The organism is Rouxiella chamberiensis, from assembly GCF_026967475.1.
GTDB classification, from domain to species: Bacteria; Pseudomonadota; Gammaproteobacteria; order Enterobacterales; family Enterobacteriaceae; genus Rouxiella; species Rouxiella chamberiensis.
Window position 1 is genome coordinate 2362838 of sequence record NZ_CP114058.1, and the last position, 18490, is coordinate 2381327.

The 18490-nt window shown below is 55.5% G+C and carries 10 protein-coding genes and 3 pseudogenes; 8 read left to right on the plus strand and 5 right to left on the minus strand.

Going from position 1 to position 18490, the window contains the following annotated elements; translation table 11 throughout:
- Positions 1-10 precede the first annotated feature (10 nt).
- Together O1V66_RS11040 and rlmKL are read right to left on the minus strand one after the other, a co-directional pair.
- Entirely contained in the window at positions 11-1915 is a 1905-nt protein-coding gene (locus O1V66_RS11040; protein ID WP_045046387.1) for an ABC transporter ATP-binding protein, read from the minus strand.
- 5 nt (positions 1916-1920) lie between these two features.
- On the minus strand, positions 1921-4041 hold the full coding sequence (rlmKL, locus tag O1V66_RS11045) for a bifunctional 23S rRNA (guanine(2069)-N(7))-methyltransferase RlmK/23S rRNA (guanine(2445)-N(2))-methyltransferase RlmL (RefSeq protein ID WP_045046386.1): 2121 nt from the start codon (positions 4039-4041) through the stop codon (positions 1921-1923).
- Positions 4042-4352: 311 nt separating this feature from the next.
- On the opposite strand from rlmKL, the gene O1V66_RS11050 reads away from it, so the two are divergent.
- On the plus strand, positions 4353-5459 hold the full coding sequence (locus O1V66_RS11050; RefSeq protein ID WP_045046385.1) for a YcbX family protein: 1107 nt from the start codon (positions 4353-4355) through the stop codon (positions 5457-5459).
- 63 nt (positions 5460-5522) lie between these two features.
- Here the strand turns inward: O1V66_RS11050 and O1V66_RS11055 are convergent, their stop codons facing one another.
- Both O1V66_RS11055 and pyrD read right to left on the minus strand, forming a co-directional pair.
- A complete protein-coding gene (locus O1V66_RS11055; RefSeq protein ID WP_045046384.1) occupies positions 5523-6065 on the minus strand; it encodes a cell division protein ZapC in 543 nt (180 codons plus the stop codon).
- A gap of 253 nt (positions 6066-6318) precedes the next feature.
- A complete protein-coding gene (gene pyrD, locus O1V66_RS11060) occupies positions 6319-7329 on the minus strand; it encodes a quinone-dependent dihydroorotate dehydrogenase (protein WP_045046383.1) in 1011 nt (336 codons plus the stop codon).
- Positions 7330-7642: 313 nt separating this feature from the next.
- On the opposite strand from pyrD, the gene ssuE reads away from it, so the two are divergent.
- From ssuE to ssuB, 5 genes and pseudogenes are all read left to right on the plus strand, one after another.
- Positions 7643-8218: an NADPH-dependent FMN reductase gene (ssuE, locus tag O1V66_RS11065; protein ID WP_045046382.1), complete on the plus strand. Its 576-nt coding sequence runs from the start codon at positions 7643-7645 to the stop codon at positions 8216-8218.
- A 15-nt stretch (positions 8219-8233) separates the two neighbouring features.
- The gene (locus O1V66_RS11070; RefSeq protein WP_045046381.1) at positions 8234-9202 is read left to right on the plus strand and encodes an aliphatic sulfonate ABC transporter substrate-binding protein; all 969 of its coding nucleotides are present in this window, start codon (positions 8234-8236) and stop codon (positions 9200-9202) included.
- A gap of 73 nt (positions 9203-9275) precedes the next feature.
- Positions 9276-10430, plus strand: a complete 1155-nt coding sequence (ssuD, locus tag O1V66_RS11075; protein WP_045046380.1) for an FMNH2-dependent alkanesulfonate monooxygenase — start codon at positions 9276-9278, stop codon at positions 10428-10430.
- 9 nt (positions 10431-10439) lie between these two features.
- Positions 10440-11235: pseudogene (gene ssuC / locus O1V66_RS11080) on the plus strand (aliphatic sulfonate ABC transporter permease SsuC).
- A complete protein-coding gene (gene ssuB, locus O1V66_RS11085; protein WP_045046378.1) occupies positions 11232-12005 on the plus strand; it encodes an aliphatic sulfonates ABC transporter ATP-binding protein in 774 nt (257 codons plus the stop codon). The pseudogene ssuC and the gene ssuB overlap by 4 nt, the downstream one beginning before the upstream one ends.
- Before the next feature lie 66 nt (positions 12006-12071).
- Here ssuB and pepN read toward each other — a convergent pair whose 3' ends face one another.
- The gene (gene pepN / locus O1V66_RS11090; RefSeq protein ID WP_045046377.1) at positions 12072-14723 is read right to left on the minus strand and encodes an aminopeptidase N; all 2652 of its coding nucleotides are present in this window, start codon (positions 14721-14723) and stop codon (positions 12072-12074) included.
- A 586-nt stretch (positions 14724-15309) separates the two neighbouring features.
- On the opposite strand from pepN, the pseudogene pncB reads away from it, so the two are divergent.
- Together pncB and asnS are read left to right on the plus strand one after the other, a co-directional pair.
- Positions 15310-16516: pseudogene (gene pncB, locus O1V66_RS11095) on the plus strand (nicotinate phosphoribosyltransferase).
- A 306-nt stretch (positions 16517-16822) separates the two neighbouring features.
- Positions 16823-18224: pseudogene (asnS, locus tag O1V66_RS11100) on the plus strand (asparagine--tRNA ligase).
- The last annotated feature ends 266 nt before the right edge of the window (positions 18225-18490 follow it).

Here is an 18490-nt window from a genome sequence, read left to right on the forward strand (position 1 = left end):
AGACGCCATATTAGCCGTTTTTCTGGGCTTCAAGCGCTTCCCAGCGCTCAAACGCCTGCTCGAGTTCGAGCTCGGCGCTGGCGAGGGCGTTCAATACCTGCTGGGTTTCATCGTGAGGACGCGTAAAGAAGCTGGCGTCGCTCATCTGTTTGCCCAGATCTTCAATCAGCACTTCCAACTCGCTGATTTTCTGAGGCAACTGCTCCAGCTCGCGTTGTTGATTGTAGCTCATTTTACCCGCTGCGCGTTTTACCGGCTCGGACTTGGGTGCCGCAGGCGCCTTGGTCTCGACCGGCGGCGCGCTGCGCAGGATACGCTGCGAGCTGCGCTGGTGGTGCGCGTCGTGATAACCGCCTACGTAGCTGTTGATCACGCCGTTGCCTTCGTAGATCCAGCATTCGGTGGCAGAGTTGTCGACGAATTCACGGTCGTGACTTACCAGCATCACGGTGCCCTGATAGCTGTCGATCAGCTCTTCCAGCAGTTCCAGCGTTTCAACATCCAGGTCATTGGTCGGTTCATCGAGAATCAGCAGGTTACTTGGACGCAGGAACAGTTTGGCCAGCAGCAGACGGTTACGTTCCCCGCCCGACAGCGCCTTGACCGGGGTCATGGCGCGTTTCGGGTGGAACAGGAAGTCTTGCAGATAGCCCAGCACGTGACGTGAACGGCCATTGACCATGACTTCCTGCTTGCCTTCGGCCAGGTTATCCATCACGGTGCGCTCAGGATCAAGCTCGGCGCGGTGCTGGTCGAAGTAGGCCACTTCCAGTTTGGTGCCGCAGTGTACGCGACCGCTGTCGGCGGCAATCTGGCTCAGCATCAGTTTCAGCAAGGTGGTTTTGCCGCAGCCGTTAGGCCCGACCAGAGCAATCTTGTCGCCGCGCATCACCTGTGCGGTGAAGTGGCTGACCAGCTGCTTGCCGCCCACGCTGTAGCTGACATCTTCCATCTCGAAGACGATTTTGCCGGAGCTTACCGCTTCTACAACCTGCATCTTCGCCGTGCCCATGACTTCGCGGCGATCGGAGCGCTCTTTACGCAACGCTTTCAGAGCGCGAACACGGCCTTCGTTACGCGTGCGTCGTGCCTTGATGCCCTGACGGATCCACACTTCTTCCTGCGCCAGTTTTTTGTCGAATTCGGCGTTTTGCAACTCTTCAACGCGCAGCGCTTCTTCTTTACTGGTCAGATACAGCTCGTAATTGCCCGGATAAGACACCAGCTTGCCGCGATCGAGGTCGACGATGCGGGTTGCCATGTTGCGGATAAACGAACGGTCGTGCGAGATAAAGATAATGCTGCCCTGGAACTCTTTCAGAAACTCTTCCAGCCAGGCGATGCTTTCGATATCCAGGTGGTTGGTCGGTTCGTCAAGCAGCAGAACCTGCGGCGAGCTGACCAGCGCACGGCCCAGCGCCGCTTTGCGCAGCCAGCCGCCGGAGAGAGCAGAAAGCTCGGTATCGCCGTCCAGACCCAGTTGCAGCAGCACTTCGCTGATACGGCTATCGAGCTGCCACAGACCCTGGTGGTCGAGGATCTCCATAATCTGCGCCAGCTTGTTCATGTTCTTTTCGCTAGGATCGGTTTCGACCAGATGCGAAATGGCGTGATAGGCCTTGAGGTGCTCGGCCTGTTCGGAAACGCCTTCGGAAACGAAATCGAACACGGTACCCGCCACGTTGCGCGGGGGATCCTGTTGCAGACGCGCCACAATCAGGTCTTGTTCATAGATGATACGACCATCGTCCAGCGGCACTTCGCGGTTGATAATCTTCATCAGGGTCGATTTGCCCGCGCCGTTACGCCCAACCAGACAGACGCGCTCGTTAGGTTCGATATGGAGTTCGGTGTTGTCTAAAATCGGTGCATCGCTGAACGACAGCCAGGCACCCGACATGCTAATTAACGACATAGACTTTATTTTTCCTCGCTAGCGTGAGTTATCAGCCAGCAGTTGTGAATTTGGCGGTTACGGGCAAAATCCTGCGACAGGGTTTGGCTGGTAATCTCTTTGGCGGCAAGACCGAGTTTGCTCAGGCCTTCGGCGTCCATCTGGAAACCGCGTTTGTTGTTCGAGAACATAATGGTGCCGTTACGGCGCAAAATGCGTTTCAAATCTTTCATCAGCGCCAGATGATCGCGCTGTACGTCAAAGCTTTCGGCCATACGCTTCGAGTTGGAGAAGGTCGGCGGATCGATGAAGATCACGTCGAACTGCTCGTCGGCGTGGGCAAGCCACGACAGGCAGTCGGCCTGAATCAGGCGATGCTGGCGACCGGTCAGGCCGTTGACGCGCAGGTTTTTCTCTGCCCACTCCAGGTAGGTACGCGACATATCCACCGTCGTGGTGCTGCGCGCACCGCCAAGCCCTGCATGAACGCTCGCCGTGCCGGTGTAGGCAAACAGGTTCAGGAAATCTTTGCCCTGGCTCATTTCGCCGAGCATTCTGCGTGCGATACGGTGGTCGAGGAACAGGCCGGTATCGAGGTAATCGGTCAGGTTAACCCAGAATTTGGCGTTAAACTCTTCGACCATCAGGAACTCGCCCTTCTGCGCCAGTTTCTCGTACTGACTGGTGCCTTTCTGACGTTCGCGGGTTTTCAGCACCAGCTGGCTCGAGGAGATATCCAGCACCGACAGCGTGGCGTTAATCACATCGAACAGGCGCTGACGCGCCTTCTGCGCATCGATGGTTTTCGGCGGCGCATATTCCTGCACCACAATCTTGCTGCCGTAGCGGTCAACCGCGACGTTATATTCCGGCAAGTCGGCGTCATACAGACGGTAGCATTCAATGCCCTGCTGTTTCGCCCACTTTTCCAGTTTCTTGACATTTTTCCGCAGGCGGTTGGCGAAATCTTCGGCAATTTGTGCGCCGCTCGCCCCCTGTGGATTTTCAGCCAGCTGATAGTTCTTCTGCACACACTCCAGCGGACCGTTTTTAGCCTTGAACTGGCGCTCGGCGCGCAGTTGCAGGCAGCTCAGCAGTTCCGGCGAGGCGCTGAACAGAGAAAGCTGCCAGCCACCGAACTGGGTTTTGGCGATGCGGCCCAGCAGGTTGTGCAAGGCAATCAGCGCCGGTTCGCTTTCAAGACGTTCACCGTACGGCGGGTTGCTGAGAATCGTTCCGACCGGGCCTTCCGGCAGCGGATTTTTCAGCTTGCCGACTTCGGCGGCTTCAAAGCTAATCAGCTCGGCCACACCTGCGCGGCGGGCGTTGGATTTCGCCATCTCGATAACACGACGGTCGATATCCGAACCAAAGAAGCGCGAAGAGGTTTCCTGCACGGCACGACGGGTACGCACCTGTGCTTCGGTGGTCAGTTCGCGCCACAGGGCTTCGTCGAATTTCTCCCACGCGGTGAAGCCCCAGTGCTGACGGTGCAGACCGGGCGCACGATCGCCTGCGATCATCGCCGCTTCGATAAGCAAGGTGCCGGAACCACACATCGGATCCACCATCGGCGTGCCTGCCTGCCAGCCGGAACGCATCACGATGGCGGCCGCCAGATTCTCTTTCAGCGGCGCCTGACCGGCAAGGTCACGATAGCCGCGCTGATGCAGGCCTTCGCCGCTCAGGTCGAGGGCGACGCTTGCGGTATCGCGTTGCAGAAATACGTTAACGCGAATATCGGGCTGCTGCTTGGCCACGTTCGGACGTTCGTCCATTTTGCGGGTAAAGCTGTCGACGATGGCGTCTTTGACTTTCAGCGCGCCGTACTGGCTGTTGCGGATTTCGTCATTCAGCCCGCTAAAGTGCACGGCAAAGGTTTTATCCACGCCGAAAATGGAAGGCCAGTCGATGGCCATCACGCCCAGATACAGGTCGAGATCGCTATGAACCTTGAATTCATTCAGGGGAAGAAGGATGCGAGATGCAAGTCGGCTCCAGAGCAGACTCTTATACATCAGGCGGTCGTCGCCTTCGAAATGCACTCCTCCCTGCACCACTTTGCAGCCCTGTGCACCCAGCGTTTCAAGTTCGCTTTTTAATAGTTCTTCCAATCCACGCGCCGTGCTGGCAAACAAAGAGTTCATATTGACGTCATCACCTAAAAGTTATTTCCTGCATTAAAAAACATCTTACTTTTCCAAAAAGTAAATTTTGCTCTGCGTCGCGAGACTGCGGCAAGGCGGCAGACACGCGGGTTCCGGGCGCGTCACAAGTCAGTGACCAAAGAGGACGCGTGCAGCCAACGCAGTGACAGTTTCAAGGACGCCGAGCAAATCAGTCGCGCATTATAGCTAAGTTGGGGACTTTGTCATAAAGTCTCTGGTCAAATTCAAAAAGAGCCTGACCCGAATGCACGGCGTTGCGGCCTGAAAGCTGGTATTGGAGGCAATACACCTTGGTTACTCTGTCGAGATTATATGTTCATCCCGTTAAATCCATGCGCGGTCTCCAGGTGTCGCATGCCCAGGCTACGCCGAGCGGCCTGGCGTTTGACCGCCTGTTCATGCTGACCGACCCGCAAGGCATGTTCCTCACTGCGCGACAGTATCCGCAGTTAGTTCAGTTTACGCCTTCTTTATTACCTGACGGACTCATTTTAACTTCTCCCGACGGTCGCGAAAGCGTTTCGCTGAAATTCGGTGATTTCAGCCGACAGGCTGCGCCCACCGAAGTGTGGGGAAATCAGTTCACCGCGCTCATTGCTCCAGCTGCGGTCAACGACTGGTTGAGCGCATTCCTCAAGCGCGAGGTGCAACTGCGCTGGGTCGGGCCTGAAATGACCCGCCGCGTCAAGAATCAGCCCGACATTCCGCTGTCTTTCGCCGACGGCTTTCCTTATTTACTGCTGAACGAAGCCTCGATGTTTGACCTGAAGCAGCGCTGCCCTGCGAGTGTGCGGCTGGAACAGTTCCGGCCCAATCTGGTGGTAACCGGTGCGCAGGCCTATGCCGAAGATACCTGGCAGACGATCCGCGTCGGCAACGTGATTTTCGACCTGGTCAAACCCTGTAGCCGCTGCGTGTTGACAACCGTCAGCCCCGAACGCGGCAGAAAGCATCCTTCCGGCGAGCCACTGAAAACCCTGCAAGGCTACCGCACCGCCGATGACGGCGACGTGGACTTTGGTCAGAACATGATTGCCCGCAATACCGGGATCATTCGCGCCGGTGACAGCGTCGAGATTCTGGCGACCAAATCGGCACGTGCCTACTCATCCGGTATCGTGGTTGAAAACGTCGACCTGCCTGAAAGCCGCGAGCAGCAAGTCGCCATCACCTATCAGGGGAAATCCTTCACGGGTAACAATCAGCAGATTTTACTGGAGCAGTTGGAGCAGCAGGGTTTTCGCGTTCCGTATTCATGCCGCGCGGGAATTTGTGGCAGCTGCAAGCTGACCATGAAAGAGGGAGAAGTCAACGCGCTCAAGGCCAGCGCCATCGGCAAGGAAGGTAAAATCCTCACCTGCAGTTGTGTACCGGCGTCTGATTTGATACTGGAATAACGAAAAGCATTACGCCAGCGCCGCTAATTGATTACTACGCGGGCAACGGCCAGGCAACACCCTTTACATGGCCTGGTCGTACATGGCTTCGAGTGACAGGGAAACCGGCATCAGGCGATCGTGCATCACCTTGATGGCATCGCCGAGCACCATACCGCGACCGGCAACGCACAGCCGCTCCTGTGCCAGCAGACACAGGCTGGCGTTGTCGCCGGACTCGACCACCAGCAGCGTGGCCTGCTCGCCGGAATCCATGACCCTGACACTTGCCAGCTGCCCGTTTTCCGGATGGAAAGGCCGATGCTGCTGGGCAAAGTGCCAGCTTTTCGGCATCAGCGGCTTGAGAAAACGTTCGGCCACCAATGCATTCAACACCAGTTCGGCGCGTTGTTCAGCCGTTAAACTGGTTTTTTTGCACTGTTCTTCGAAATCGAAATAGAGCGCTGCGTCATCTACGCAGAAGCCATTTTCGCAAAAGGCGTCAGGGGTCAGCATTTTGGCAGGAAAGCGGGAACGGAAAATCATGCCATTGGCGAGGTCCAACATCAGTCGGTCGTGTTCGGCATCGAAGTACCAACGCCAATTATCATCTGGTTTGATTTTCATTTGGGTGTCCTATTTCTTCGCCCGCTTATTCGATAAACGGCACCAATTATAATCGGGTGCACAAAACTTATCACGCAACGTTATCACTTTTATCGACGTAATTAAAATAGGACAAGTCGCAGGTTGTCGACATCGGTAAAAGAAATAAGTGTGACGTCGTACACTTTACACTCACCGAACAAAATATAAACGACCCTAATGTAAAAATAAACCCCCATAAGGGGGTTGTTTACAAAAGAGTTCGCCATGCACTCTAGATATGCATCAGAATATCTTTAATTAATTGCGGACCACGGTAGATAAAGCCGGAATAGATTTGTATTAATGAGGCACCTGCCGCCATTTTTTCCCGCGCTGACGTTAATGAATCAATCCCGCCCACCCCAATAATCGGCATTTTGCCTTTCAATTCTTCCGCCAGCATGCGGACAATCTGCGTGCTTTGCATCTGCACAGGACGCCCGCTCAACCCGCCTGCTTCGTCGCCATGATTCAATCCGGCCACCAGTGTGCGGTCCAGAGTGGTATTGGTCGCAATCACGCCATCCATATTATGTCTGACCAGACTGTCGGCTATTTGAATCAACTCTTCAGGCGAAAGATCGGGCGCAATTTTCACCGCAACCGGCACATATTTCTGATGGCGCTGCTGAAGTTCGAGCTGTTTATTTTTGATCGAGCCGAGTAAATCATCGAGCGCTTCGCCGTATTGCAAACTGCGCAGACCGGGGGTGTTTGGCGAGGAGATATTAATGGTGATATAGCCCGCATAGGCATACACTTTCTCCATGCAAATTAAATAGTCGTCCTTGCCATTTTCGACCGAGGTATCTTTATTCTTGCCGATATTAATACCCAGCACGCCGCCGAAATGTGACTTTTTGACATTATTGACGAGGTTGTCGACGCCGTGATTGTTAAAGCCCATCCGGTTGATGATGCCCTCGGCTTCGACTACACGGAACATTCTCGGCTTCGGATTGCCGTCCTGCGCGCGCGGTGTCACCGTACCGACTTCGACGAACCCAAATCCCATTGCGCCAAACGCGTCGATGCACTCCCCGTTTTTATCCAGTCCGGCTGCCAGGCCCAGCGGATTTTTAAAGGTCAGTCCCATGCAGGTTACAGGTCGTGAAGGCACAGATTGGCGAATCAGAAACTCGAAGGGGGAACCTGAAAGGCGGCCGAGTTGGCGGAAGGTTAATTCGTGCGCGCGTTCTGCATCGAGCTGAAAGAGTGCTTTCTTAACGAAGGGATAATACATGGATTCTCCTGAAGTCCCGGTGGCTAATGGCTGGTGGCCAGTCGGGGCGGTATTATCGGCTAAGCGACCGGCAATTGGAATGGATGAGCGCTAAAAATCCGTTTCGGACGCAAACGTTTACTTTTTATTTTCCTCTTTAAAACATCGTCTCCACAGAAAATCGCCAAATTTCGGCGCATTGCCCCGCTTTATCAACTTTTGAACTATCAAATCCTAAAATTTAGATTTCCTGACATAAGGCTTCGACTGGTAGTTTAAATCAAATTCTACACAAATTTGTTAGTTATATAACTTACAGTTATAAGGGATCGCAATGAAAGTCATATCACTCGCAGGCAGTCCGCGCCAGCCATCACGTTCTTCCGCCCTTCTCGCCCTCGGCCACGCGTGGCTCAACGCGCGCGGTGTGGAAGTCGTTTCCTATAGCCTGCAAGATTTCGCCGCTGAAGATTTACTGTTTGCCAACTTTAACAGCCCGCAGTTGAAAGAACTGATTGCCCAGCTCGAAACCGCCGATGGACTGCTGATTGCCACGCCGGTGTATAAGGCCTCGTTTTCAGGTGCATTGAAGACGCTGCTGGATCTGCTGCCCGAGCGCGCGCTTGAACACAAAGTGGTATTGCCTATCGTAACCGCCGGTTCCACGGGCCATATGCTGGCTATCGATTATGCGCTGAAACCGGTTCTCAACGCGCTGAAAGCTCAGGAAGTGCTGTACGGCGTTTTCGCCGACGACAAACTCGTCGGCCAGTATCAGCACTTCCCGGCCGAACTCGAAGAAGGATTGCAGGCGCGTCTTGATGATTCGCTGGAAACCTTCCTCGCCGCGCTCGGCCATCGCCATTCGCTGGCTCTGGCGCGCGCCAAACGTCAACACGCCCACGCCTGATTGAGGATGCCTGTCATGAACACTCCAGTTTCCCGTTTCAGAAAATGGCTGCCGCTGCTGGCGTTGACCCTGGGATTGTCCTCCGCACTGAGCGTTCAGGCGCAGGAGAAGGATCCCGCCGAATTTCGCGTCGCCATTCAGAAAGGCTCCATTGGCCTGATTCTGGCTAAAAATCATCATCTGCTGGAGCAGCGTTTTCCGCACACCAAAATCAGCTGGGTCGAATTCCCTGCGGGTCCGCAGATTCTTGAAGCCCTGAACGTCGGCAGCATCGACTTTGGCGGAACCGGTGACTTGCCGCCGCTGTTTGCCCAGGCCGCCGGTGCCGATCTGCTGTATGTCGGCTACCAGCCGCCGCAGCCTAAAGCCGAAGTCATTCTGGTGCCGGAAAACAGCCCGATTAAAACCGTGGCGGACTTGAAGGGCCATACGGTGGCGTTCCAGAAAGGCTCCAGCTCCAACAATTTACTGCTGCGCGCCCTTCAGCAGGCGAACCTGAAGTTTACCGACATCAAGCCGGTCAACCTCGCGCCTTCGGACGCGCTGGCCGCCTTCCAGCAGCATGATGTCGATGCCTGGGCGATTTGGGATCCCTACTATTCCGCAGCCGCCAGCCACGGCGGAACCCGTGTCCTGATTGACGGCACCACGCTCAACCAGACCGGCTCCTTCTATCTTGCGCCGAAGAAATTTACCGAGGCCAATCCGGCGTTTATTTCTGCCGTGTTGCAGGTGCTTTCCAAAGCCAACAGCCTTATCAAATCCGAACCGCAACAGAGCATTCAGGCGCTGTCGGCCTCGACCGGTCTGCCGGAAAAAGTGATAGCCACTTACTTCTCGCATCTGCCCGATGAGCCGATTACGCCGGTCGATGCCCGTACCGAAAAATTGCAGCAGGCCACAGCAGACCTGTTCTACGCCAATCGTCTGCTGCCGAAACCTGTCGAGATCAAGGACCGCATCTGGCGCGCGCCTGCTCTCTGAACCCGTTTGAATAACCGTTTATTCACCCGAATTGCCAGCTCGCCCAGTGCGACGACATAACAAGGAATATCACATGAGTCTGAACGTATTTTGGTTTTTACCTACTCACGGCGACGGTCATTATCTGGGCACTGACGAAGGTGCGCGGGCCGTTGATCACGGTTATCTGACGCAGATTGCGCAGGCGGTGGACCGTCTGGGTTTTGGCGGCGTGCTTATTCCGACCGGGCGTTCATGTGAAGATTCCTGGCTGGTGGCGGCCTCTCTGATCCCGGCCACCCAGCGACTGAAATTTCTGGTGGCGCTGCGTCCCGGCATTATCTCGCCGACGCTTGCCGCCCGTCAGGCCGCGACGCTGGACCGCCTGTCCAACGGCCGTGCGCTGTTTAATCTGGTGACCGGTGGCGATCCGGATGAGCTGGCCGCCGAAGGCCTGTTTTTGAATCACGAAGAGCGCTACGAAGCCTCCGCCGAGTTTACCCACATCTGGCGAAAAGTGCTGGAAGGCGAAACGGTGACCTTCGAGGGCAAACATATCAGCGTGAAAAACGCCAGCCTGCTGCATCCGCCGGTGCAAACCCCGCGCCCGCCGCTCTATTTTGGCGGTTCCTCCGAAGCCGCACAGGAGCTGGCCGGCGAACAGGTTGAGCTTTATTTAACGTGGGGTGAACCGCTGGCGCAGGTTAAAGAGAAGATTGAACAGGTACGCGCCAAGGCCGCCAAACATGGTCGTAGCGTGCGTTTTGGTATTCGTCTGCACGTGATTGTGCGTGAAACCACCGAAGAAGCGTGGAAGGCAGCGGACCGTTTAATCGCCAATCTCGACGATGAAACCATCGCCAAGGCGCAGGCAAAATTTGCCAAAACCGACTCTGTCGGCCAGCACCGCATGGCGGCGCTTCACGGCGGCAACCGCGACAAGCTGGAAATCGCCCCGAACCTGTGGGCAGGCGTGGGTCTGGTGCGCGGCGGTGCCGGTACGGCGCTGGTAGGCGATGGCCCCACGGTGGCCGCCAGAATGCAGGAATATGCCGATTTGGGCATCGACACCTTTGTGCTGTCGGGTTATCCGCATCTGGAAGAAGCTTACCGCGTCGGCGAACTGCTGTTCCCGCATCTGGATCTGGCAAAAGACGAGCAGCCTATGCCTTCCACGCACCGTGCCATCGAAGCGCGTGGCGAGCTGGTTGCGCACGGTTTTGCGCCGCAGCGCGTGGCCGAAAGTTAAGGAATTCGCATGAGCAAACAATCTGAACGTTGGCTAAATCGACTCAGCCCCTGGGTGCTGCCGGTGGTGTTGATTGGCGGCTGGCAGTTGGCGGTCGAGGCCGGTCTGCTTTCCAACCGCATTCTGCCTGCGCCAAGCGCGGTCGTGGAAGCCTTCTGGACGCTGGCGAAATCCGGCGACCTATGGGCAAACCTGAAAATCAGTACCTTCAGGGCGCTGACAGGCTTTGTGATTGGCGGCAGCATCGGTTTGCTGCTGGGCTTCATCACCGGCCTGTCGCGCTGGGGCGAACCGCCTGCTGGACAGCTCGATGCAGATGCTGCGCAACATTCCGCATCTGGCGCTTATCCCGCTGGTTATTCTGTGGTTCGGCATCGACGAGTCCGCCAAGATTTTCCTGGTGGCGCTGGGCACGCTGTTCCCTATCTATCTCAATACCTATCACGGCATTCGCAATATCGACCGCGGCCTGCTGGAGATGTCGCGCAGTTACGGGCTGTCGGGTTTCCCGCTGTTCGCGCAGGTGGTATTACCCGGCGCACTGCCGTCGATTATGGTCGGCGTGCGCTTTGCGCTGGGCTTTATGTGGCTGACGCTGATTGTGGCGGAAACCATCTCCGCCAACTCTGGCATTGGTTATCTGGCGATGAATGCCCGTGAATTCCTGCAAACCGATATCGTGGTCGTCGCGATTGTGCTCTACGCCATTCTCGGCAAGCTGGCGGACATGCTGGCCCGCGGGCTTGAGAGCGTCTGGCTGCGCTGGCATCCGGCCTATCAGAAAAAACACGGAGAAACCGCATGAGCGAACCGACTCGAATTCCGCAGGGCACGCCGGTGTCGCTCGCGGGCATCGTCAAGAAATACGGTGAGCGCACCGTCCTGAAAGACATCAACCTACGCATCTCGCCGGGACAGTTTGTCGCGGTAGTGGGTCGCAGCGGATGTGGCAAAAGCACCTTGCTGCGCCTGCTGGCGGGTCTGGAACAAAGCACGCAGGGAGACTTGCTGAGCGGCAATGCCCCGCTGAGTCAGGTGAGAGAGGATACGCGACTGATGTTTCAGGACGACCGTCTGTTGCCGTGGAAAAAGGTGATTGATAACGTCGGACTGGGATTAAAGGGCAAATGGCGCGACGCGGCGCTGGCGGCACTGGAAGAGGTCGGACTTGCGGATCGCGCCAACGAGTGGCCTGCCGCGCTGTCCGGCGGACAAAAACAGCGTGTGGCGCTGGCTCGCGCCCTGATTCACCGCCCTCGCCTTCTGTTGCTCGATGAACCGCTGGGCGCACTGGATGCGCTGACCCGTATCGAGATGCAGAGCCTTATCGAGCGCCTGTGGCAGCAGCACGGCTTTACGGTATTGCTGGTCACGCACGATGTCAGCGAAGCGGTCACCGTGGCCGATCGGGTTATCCTGATTGAACAGGGTGAAATCGGGCTGGATCTCACCGTGGATCTGCCCCGCCCGCGCCGTCGCGGTTCCGTGCGGCTTGCCGAACTTGAGGAACAGGTTCTGGATCGCGTACTTCGCCCGCAGGCGACCCGCGCAGAAGCGAAACGCGCACAGGTATAGTGCCGTTTTCGCGGCAATAAAAAAGGGCGACATCACTGTCGCCCTTTTTGCGTTTCAGCCTTTTACTCAGGCATCCAGCGCTCTGGTGATTTTCTCATACAGGTCACCCGACAGATTCTCCAGCCCTTTCAGCTTGAGCAGCGCCTGACGCATCAGGCCCTGACGGTTTTCGTCATAGCGTTTCAGACGAATCAGCGGCTCTATCATGCGCGCGGCCACCTGCGGATTGCGGGTGTTGAGGTCGGTCAGCATCTCGACCAGGAACGCGTAACCGCTTCCGTCGGCGGCGTGGAAGGCAGAAGGATTGCCCTGCGCAAACGCGCCAATCAGCGAGCGAATGCGGTTCGGGTTGCCCATGCTGAAAGAGCGATGCGACAGCAAGGTGCGCACCTGCGACAGCACGTCGGCCGCCGGACTGGTGGATTGCAGCATGAACCATTTGTCCATGACCAATCCGTCCTGATGCCAGCGCTCGTCGAAGGCGCTCAGCAGAGCGTCGCGGACCGGCAGGTTTGCCGCCACCGCCGCAGACATCGCGGCCAGTGAATCGGTCATGTTGTCGGCCTGCTCGAACTGCGAGCCGACCAGCTTGTTCGCCTGCGTTGCGTCGGCAAAGGCCAGATAACGCAGACAGACGTTGCGCAGCGATCGTTTGCCGATATCGGCATGTTCGACGCGGTAAGACGGCAGACGGTTGGCGTGGTAGACCGCCAGGAATTCATCGGCCATTTCAACCGCCAGACAACGGGTGATAGAGTCATGCACCGCACTGATCGCCTGCGGATCGATAACGTCGAACAGTTCGGCAATCTCGTTTTCGGAAGGCAAGGTCAGGATCTGCGCCGCCAGTGCCGGATCGATGCTGTCATCCAGCAACACGGCGCGGAAGGCATCGGCCACATGCAGCGGCAGGGACAGCGGCTGTTTCTGCTGATGACGCGCCACGTTGAGTTTGATGTAAATCGCCAGCAGACTCTGCGCGGCATCCCAGCGCGAGAAGTCGTTGGTTGCGTGTTTCATCAGGAAGGTCAGCTGATGGTCGCCGTAGGTGTAATCCAGCTTCACCGGTGCCGAAAACTCGCGCAGCAGGGACGGCGTCGGCTGATAGGCCACCTCTTCAAACACGAACGTCTGCTCGGCCTCCACCACGTTGAGCACGTTGCTGACTTTTTCGCCGTTTTGCTTAAGCTCGATGATGCCACCCTGCGGGTCGTAAAGTTCGATATCCAGCGGAATGTGCAGCGGCAGCTTTTCAGTCTGGTCCGGCGTAGGCGGCGTTTTCTGGCTCACGGTCAGCGTATAGGTCTGCTTTTCGACGTCATAGTCGTCACGCACGGTCAGAATCGGCGTGCCGGACTGGCTGTACCAGCGGCGGAACAGGGAAAGATCGACATTGGAGGCATCTTCCATCGCCTGCACAAAGTCGTCGCAGGTGGCTGCGCTGCCGTCGTGGCGTTCGAAATAGAGCTTAATTCCGGCCTGGAACTGCGCTTCGCCCAGCAGCGTGTGCAGCATGCGAATCACTTCTGAACCCTTTTCATACACGGTCAGCGTGTAGAAGTTGTTCATCTCGATCACTTTTTCAGGGCGAATCGGGTGCGCCATCGGGCTGGCATCTTCGGCAAACTGCGCGCCGCGCATGATGCGCACGTTATCGATGCGATTCACCGAGCGCGAACCCAGATCGGAGCTGAACTCCTGATCGCGGAAGACGGTAAGCCCCTCTTTCAGGCTGAGCTGGAACCAGTCGCGGCAGGTCACGCGGTTGCCGGTCCAGTTGTGGAAATATTCGTGGCCGATAACCGCTTCGATACCGAGATAGTCTTTGTCGGTGGCGGTTTCCGCCTTGGCGAGCACGTATTTGGAGTTAAAGACGTTGAGGCCCTTGTTCTCCATCGCGCCCATGTTGAAGAAATCGACGGCAACAATCATGAAGATGTCGAGGTCATATTCCAGATTGAAGCGGCTTTCATCCCACTTCATCGACTGCTTCAAGGATTCCATCGCCCAGTCGGCGCGGTCGAGATTGCCGCGATCGACAAAGATTTCCAGCGCGATGTCGCGACCGGAACGGGTGATGAAGTTATCGCGCAGCACGTCGAAATCACCGGCAACCACCGCAAACAGGTAGCAAGGTTTCGGGAACGGGTCTTGCCATTTGATCCAGTGACGTCCGCCTTCCAGCTCGCCCTGATCGATGCGGTTGCCGTTGGACAGCAGATAGGGATACAGCGCCTTGTCGGCCACGATGCGGGTCGTGAAGCGCGCCAGCACGTCGGGACGATCCAGATAATAGGTGATGTGGCGGAAACCTTCGGCTTCACACTGGGTGCAAAGCGCGTCACCGGAAAGATACAGGCCTTCCAGCGCGGTGTTTTTGGCCGGATGAATCTCGTTGACTATCTTTAACTCGAAGGCTTCGGGCAGGCCGTTGAGCACCAGGGTATTTTCACCAACCTGATAATTCGGCCAATCCTGTCCGTTGACCGCGATGCTGAGCAGCGTCAGGTCTTCCCCGTTCAACACCAGCGCAGCGCCTTCGGCACCCAGACGCTTTACCTGACTGATAGCGGTTACCGTTGTGGTCTGCGCGTCAAGGTCGAAATCCAGGTCGATATCGGTGATGGTATAATCGGGTGCACGGTAATCGTGGCGATATTTAATCTGCGGCTGCGCGAGGGCATCGGCTTGTTGTTCGGTTTGCAACTGATCAGTCATAGAAGAACCTTTTGGCGTGTTCATGGATACGCGTGACGGGAATAAATAAACTCTATCACAGAAGGGGGAAATTCCCAGATTGTTACCGGTTTGTGGTCCTGACAGGCGAGCTTTTGTGCAACATGCCGGGCATGCCTGTATAAAGCCAAAAAAATCCCGCCCTGAATTTCACCTTTTTTTAACTATTTTGTGCGATCCGTGTTAACACGGAAATTCAATAGTTTCGCCTGTCATCTATTCCCCGTCGCGGCGATTTTGCAGGGTCAGATGCCCGCAAAATGTGATCAACTTCCTGTATTCCATGCAAATAATAGGAAAGACATTAATATTTAACGGGTTATTCCAATGTTAAGAATTATCGGAAACACGGGAGACTTTGTGCCGGTAAGGCACATTTGGCCCTCGACCCCCTACGCGCAATTGTGCTCAGATGTGGGTTCATTGGTCGGATAATGCGATATACTTCTCGAACTTTGCGCTTTATCAAGACCATAAAAATACTATTCAAAGTCATTTGAATCACAGCAAACACAGCCAATGCGCTTTGATTTCAAGGACGAAGAATATGACGAGGATGCCGCGCGCTATGACTTCATACGCCTCCCCGATTTTGAGTTCGTTGTTAGACACTGATGCCTACAAGCTTCACATGCAGCAGGCAGTCTTTCACCGTTATGCCAACAGCCACGTCGTTGCCGAGTTCCGTTGCCGAGGCGACGAATTGCTGGGCGAATATGCGGCTGAAATTAGACACCAGGTTCAGTTGATGAGTGAACTGGCGCTGACCGATGACGAGTTTACCTATCTCTCCGGTCTGCCGGTTCTTTAGTCAGGATTATCTGCAGTGGTTGCGCGCATTCCGCTACAACCCGGCGCACGTGGAGGTTTCCGACCGTCACGGCCATCTGCACATTCGCATCGCGGGTCCGTGGCGTGAAGTGATTATGTGGGAAGTGCCGCTGCTGGCCGTGATTAGCGAAGTGGTGCACAAGCATCGCTCTCCCGATGTCACGCCCGAGATGGCAGTCGAGCAGCTGCGTAAAAACCTGCAGAAGTTCCGCCAGAATGCCGCCGATGTCGATCTCTCGGCCTTCAAGCTGATGGATTTCGGCACCCGTCGCCGTTTCTCGGGCGCGGTGCAGCGGGAGATTGTCAGCACGCTGAAAGCGGAATTCCCGTATCTGGTCGGCACCAGCAACTACACGCTGGCGCATCAGTTGCAGCTTAATCCGGTAGGCACGCAGGCGCACGAATGGTTCCAGGCACACCAGCAGTTGAGTCCGGTGCTGGCCAACAGCCAACGCGCGGCGCTGCAATCGTGGCTGGATGAATATCCCGATCAGCTCGGCATCGCGTTGACCGACTGCATTACGATGGACGCCTTCCTGCGCGATTTCGGCAGCAAGTTTGCCAACGCCTATCAGGGGTTGCGTCATGACTCGGGCGACCCGTTTGAATGGGGCGAAAAGGCCATCGCGCATTACGAAAAGCTCGATATCGATCCGATGAGCAAAACGCTGGTGTTTTCCGACAATCTCGACCTCGACAAGGCGCTGGATTTATACCGTCGTTTCCATACGCGCATCAATCTGGTGTTCGGCATCGGCACGCGTCTGACCTGTAATATTCCACACGTCAAACCGCTGAATATCGTCATCAAGCTGGTGCAGTGCAACGGCAAGCCGGTCGCCAAACTGTCCGACAGCCCCGGCAAGACCATTTGTCAGGACAAGGCGTTCGTCAAGGCGCTGCGCAAGGCCTTTGATCTGCCACTGGTGAAAAAGGCGTCGTAACCGCGTTTTTGACATGACTTCAGAACAGGGAAAGGGATTATCCTTTCCCTTCCTTTATAGAGGAAACGTTCGTTCTCCGATTTATTGCAGAAATTTTCAGCATATCGCCCCCTCTTCTCCTCCGCCGTTTAAAGTTTTGCCCTGTTCGGCATAAATGTTGCCGTTGGCGGGCGATTTCTACTTGTGTCCTGAAAAAGCCTAAGTAACATAGCAAAACCCTTTTAAAAGGGGTGTCGCTGTTCAAACAGGTTTTTAATACGAATTTAAAACCATCGGTATCATTAGAACTATTTAAGAGAGAAATCTATGAGCGTTGTGCCTGTAGTCGACGTACTGCAAGGCCGTGCTGCGGTTGACAGTGAAGTCACCGTGCGTGGTTGGGTACGTACCCGGAGAGATTCAAAAGCTGGCATCTCCTTCGTCGCCGTTTATGACGGTTCCTGCTTTAATCCGTTACAGGCCGTCGTAAATAATTCTCTGCCTAATTATCAGGAAGACGTACTGCGCCTGACCACCGGCTGTTCCGTTGAAATCACCGGTACCGTGGTGGCCTCTCCAGGCGAAGGCCAGAGCTTTGAACTGCAGGCCACGGCAGTAAACGTCGTGGGCTGGGTTGACGATCCCGATACCTACCCGATGGCGGCAAAACGTCACAGCATCGAGTATCTGCGCGAGGTGGCTCACCTGCGTCCGCGTACCAACCTGATTGGTGCCGTTGCGCGCGTGCGCAACACCCTGTCGCAGGCGATTCACCGTTTCTATCATGAAAACGGCTATTTCTGGGTTTCCACTCCGCTTATCACTGCCTCCGATACCGAAGGCGCCGGCGAAATGTTCCGCGTTTCAACGCTGGACATGCAAAACCTGCCGCGCACCGACAAGGGCGAAATCGACTACAACGAAGATTTCTTCGGCAAGGAAGCCTTCCTGACCGTTTCAGGTCAGTTGAACGGCGAAACCTATGCCTGTGCGTTGTCAAAAGTTTACACTTTCGGCCCTACCTTCCGTGCAGAAAACTCCAACACCAGCCGTCATCTTGCGGAATTCTGGATGGTGGAGCCGGAAGTGGCCTTTGCTACGCTTGATGACATCGCGTCTCTTGCAGAACGTATGCTTAAGTATGTTTTCCAGGCGGTTCTCGACGAGCGCGGCGATGACATGGCGTTCTTCGCCGAACGTGTAGACAAAGATGCGGTTTCTCGCCTGGAACGTTTTGTAACATCCGATTTCGCGCAGGTGGATTACACCGATGCAGTAGAAATTCTTATCAAATCGGGTCAGAAGTTTGAAAACGACGTGTCGTGGGGCGTTGACCTCTCTTCCGAGCACGAACGTTACCTCGCCGAGAAGCACTTTAAAGCGCCGGTCGTGGTCAAGAACTACCCGAAAGACATCAAAGCTTTCTATATGCGTATGAATGATGACGGAAAAACCGTTGCCGCGATGGATGTGCTTGCGCCGGGCATTGGCGAAATCATTGGGGGTTCCCAGCGTGAAGAGCGTCTGGATCACCTGGACGCGCGTCTGGAAGAGATGGGTCTGAACAAGGAAGATTACTGGTGGTATCGCGATCTGCGTCGTTATGGCACCGTACCGCATTCCGGTTTCGGTCTGGGCTTCGAGCGTCTGGTCGCCTATGTTACCGGTGTGCAGAACGTGCGCGATGTTATTCCATTCCCAAGAACCACCACGTAACGCAACCTTCTAATTAATTAAAAGTTATTAATTTAACATTATTAGATACAACTTAAGGCCAGCTCTGCTGGCCTTAGCTATTTTTAAACGTAGATCCCTGTCACAAAGTTCCGTAAGTTTTACATCTTGTAACACATTCTTTCCCGCTGAAACAAGTTTAGGTGTTTAGTAGCATTTTCGCTGTAGATTAAGCTCACCCTCAATGGAATAGTGCGTTCAGACACAGGAGACACCAAACTTTCAACAATAGTTCCGTAAAGTATTGTAGGCAGTGGCAAG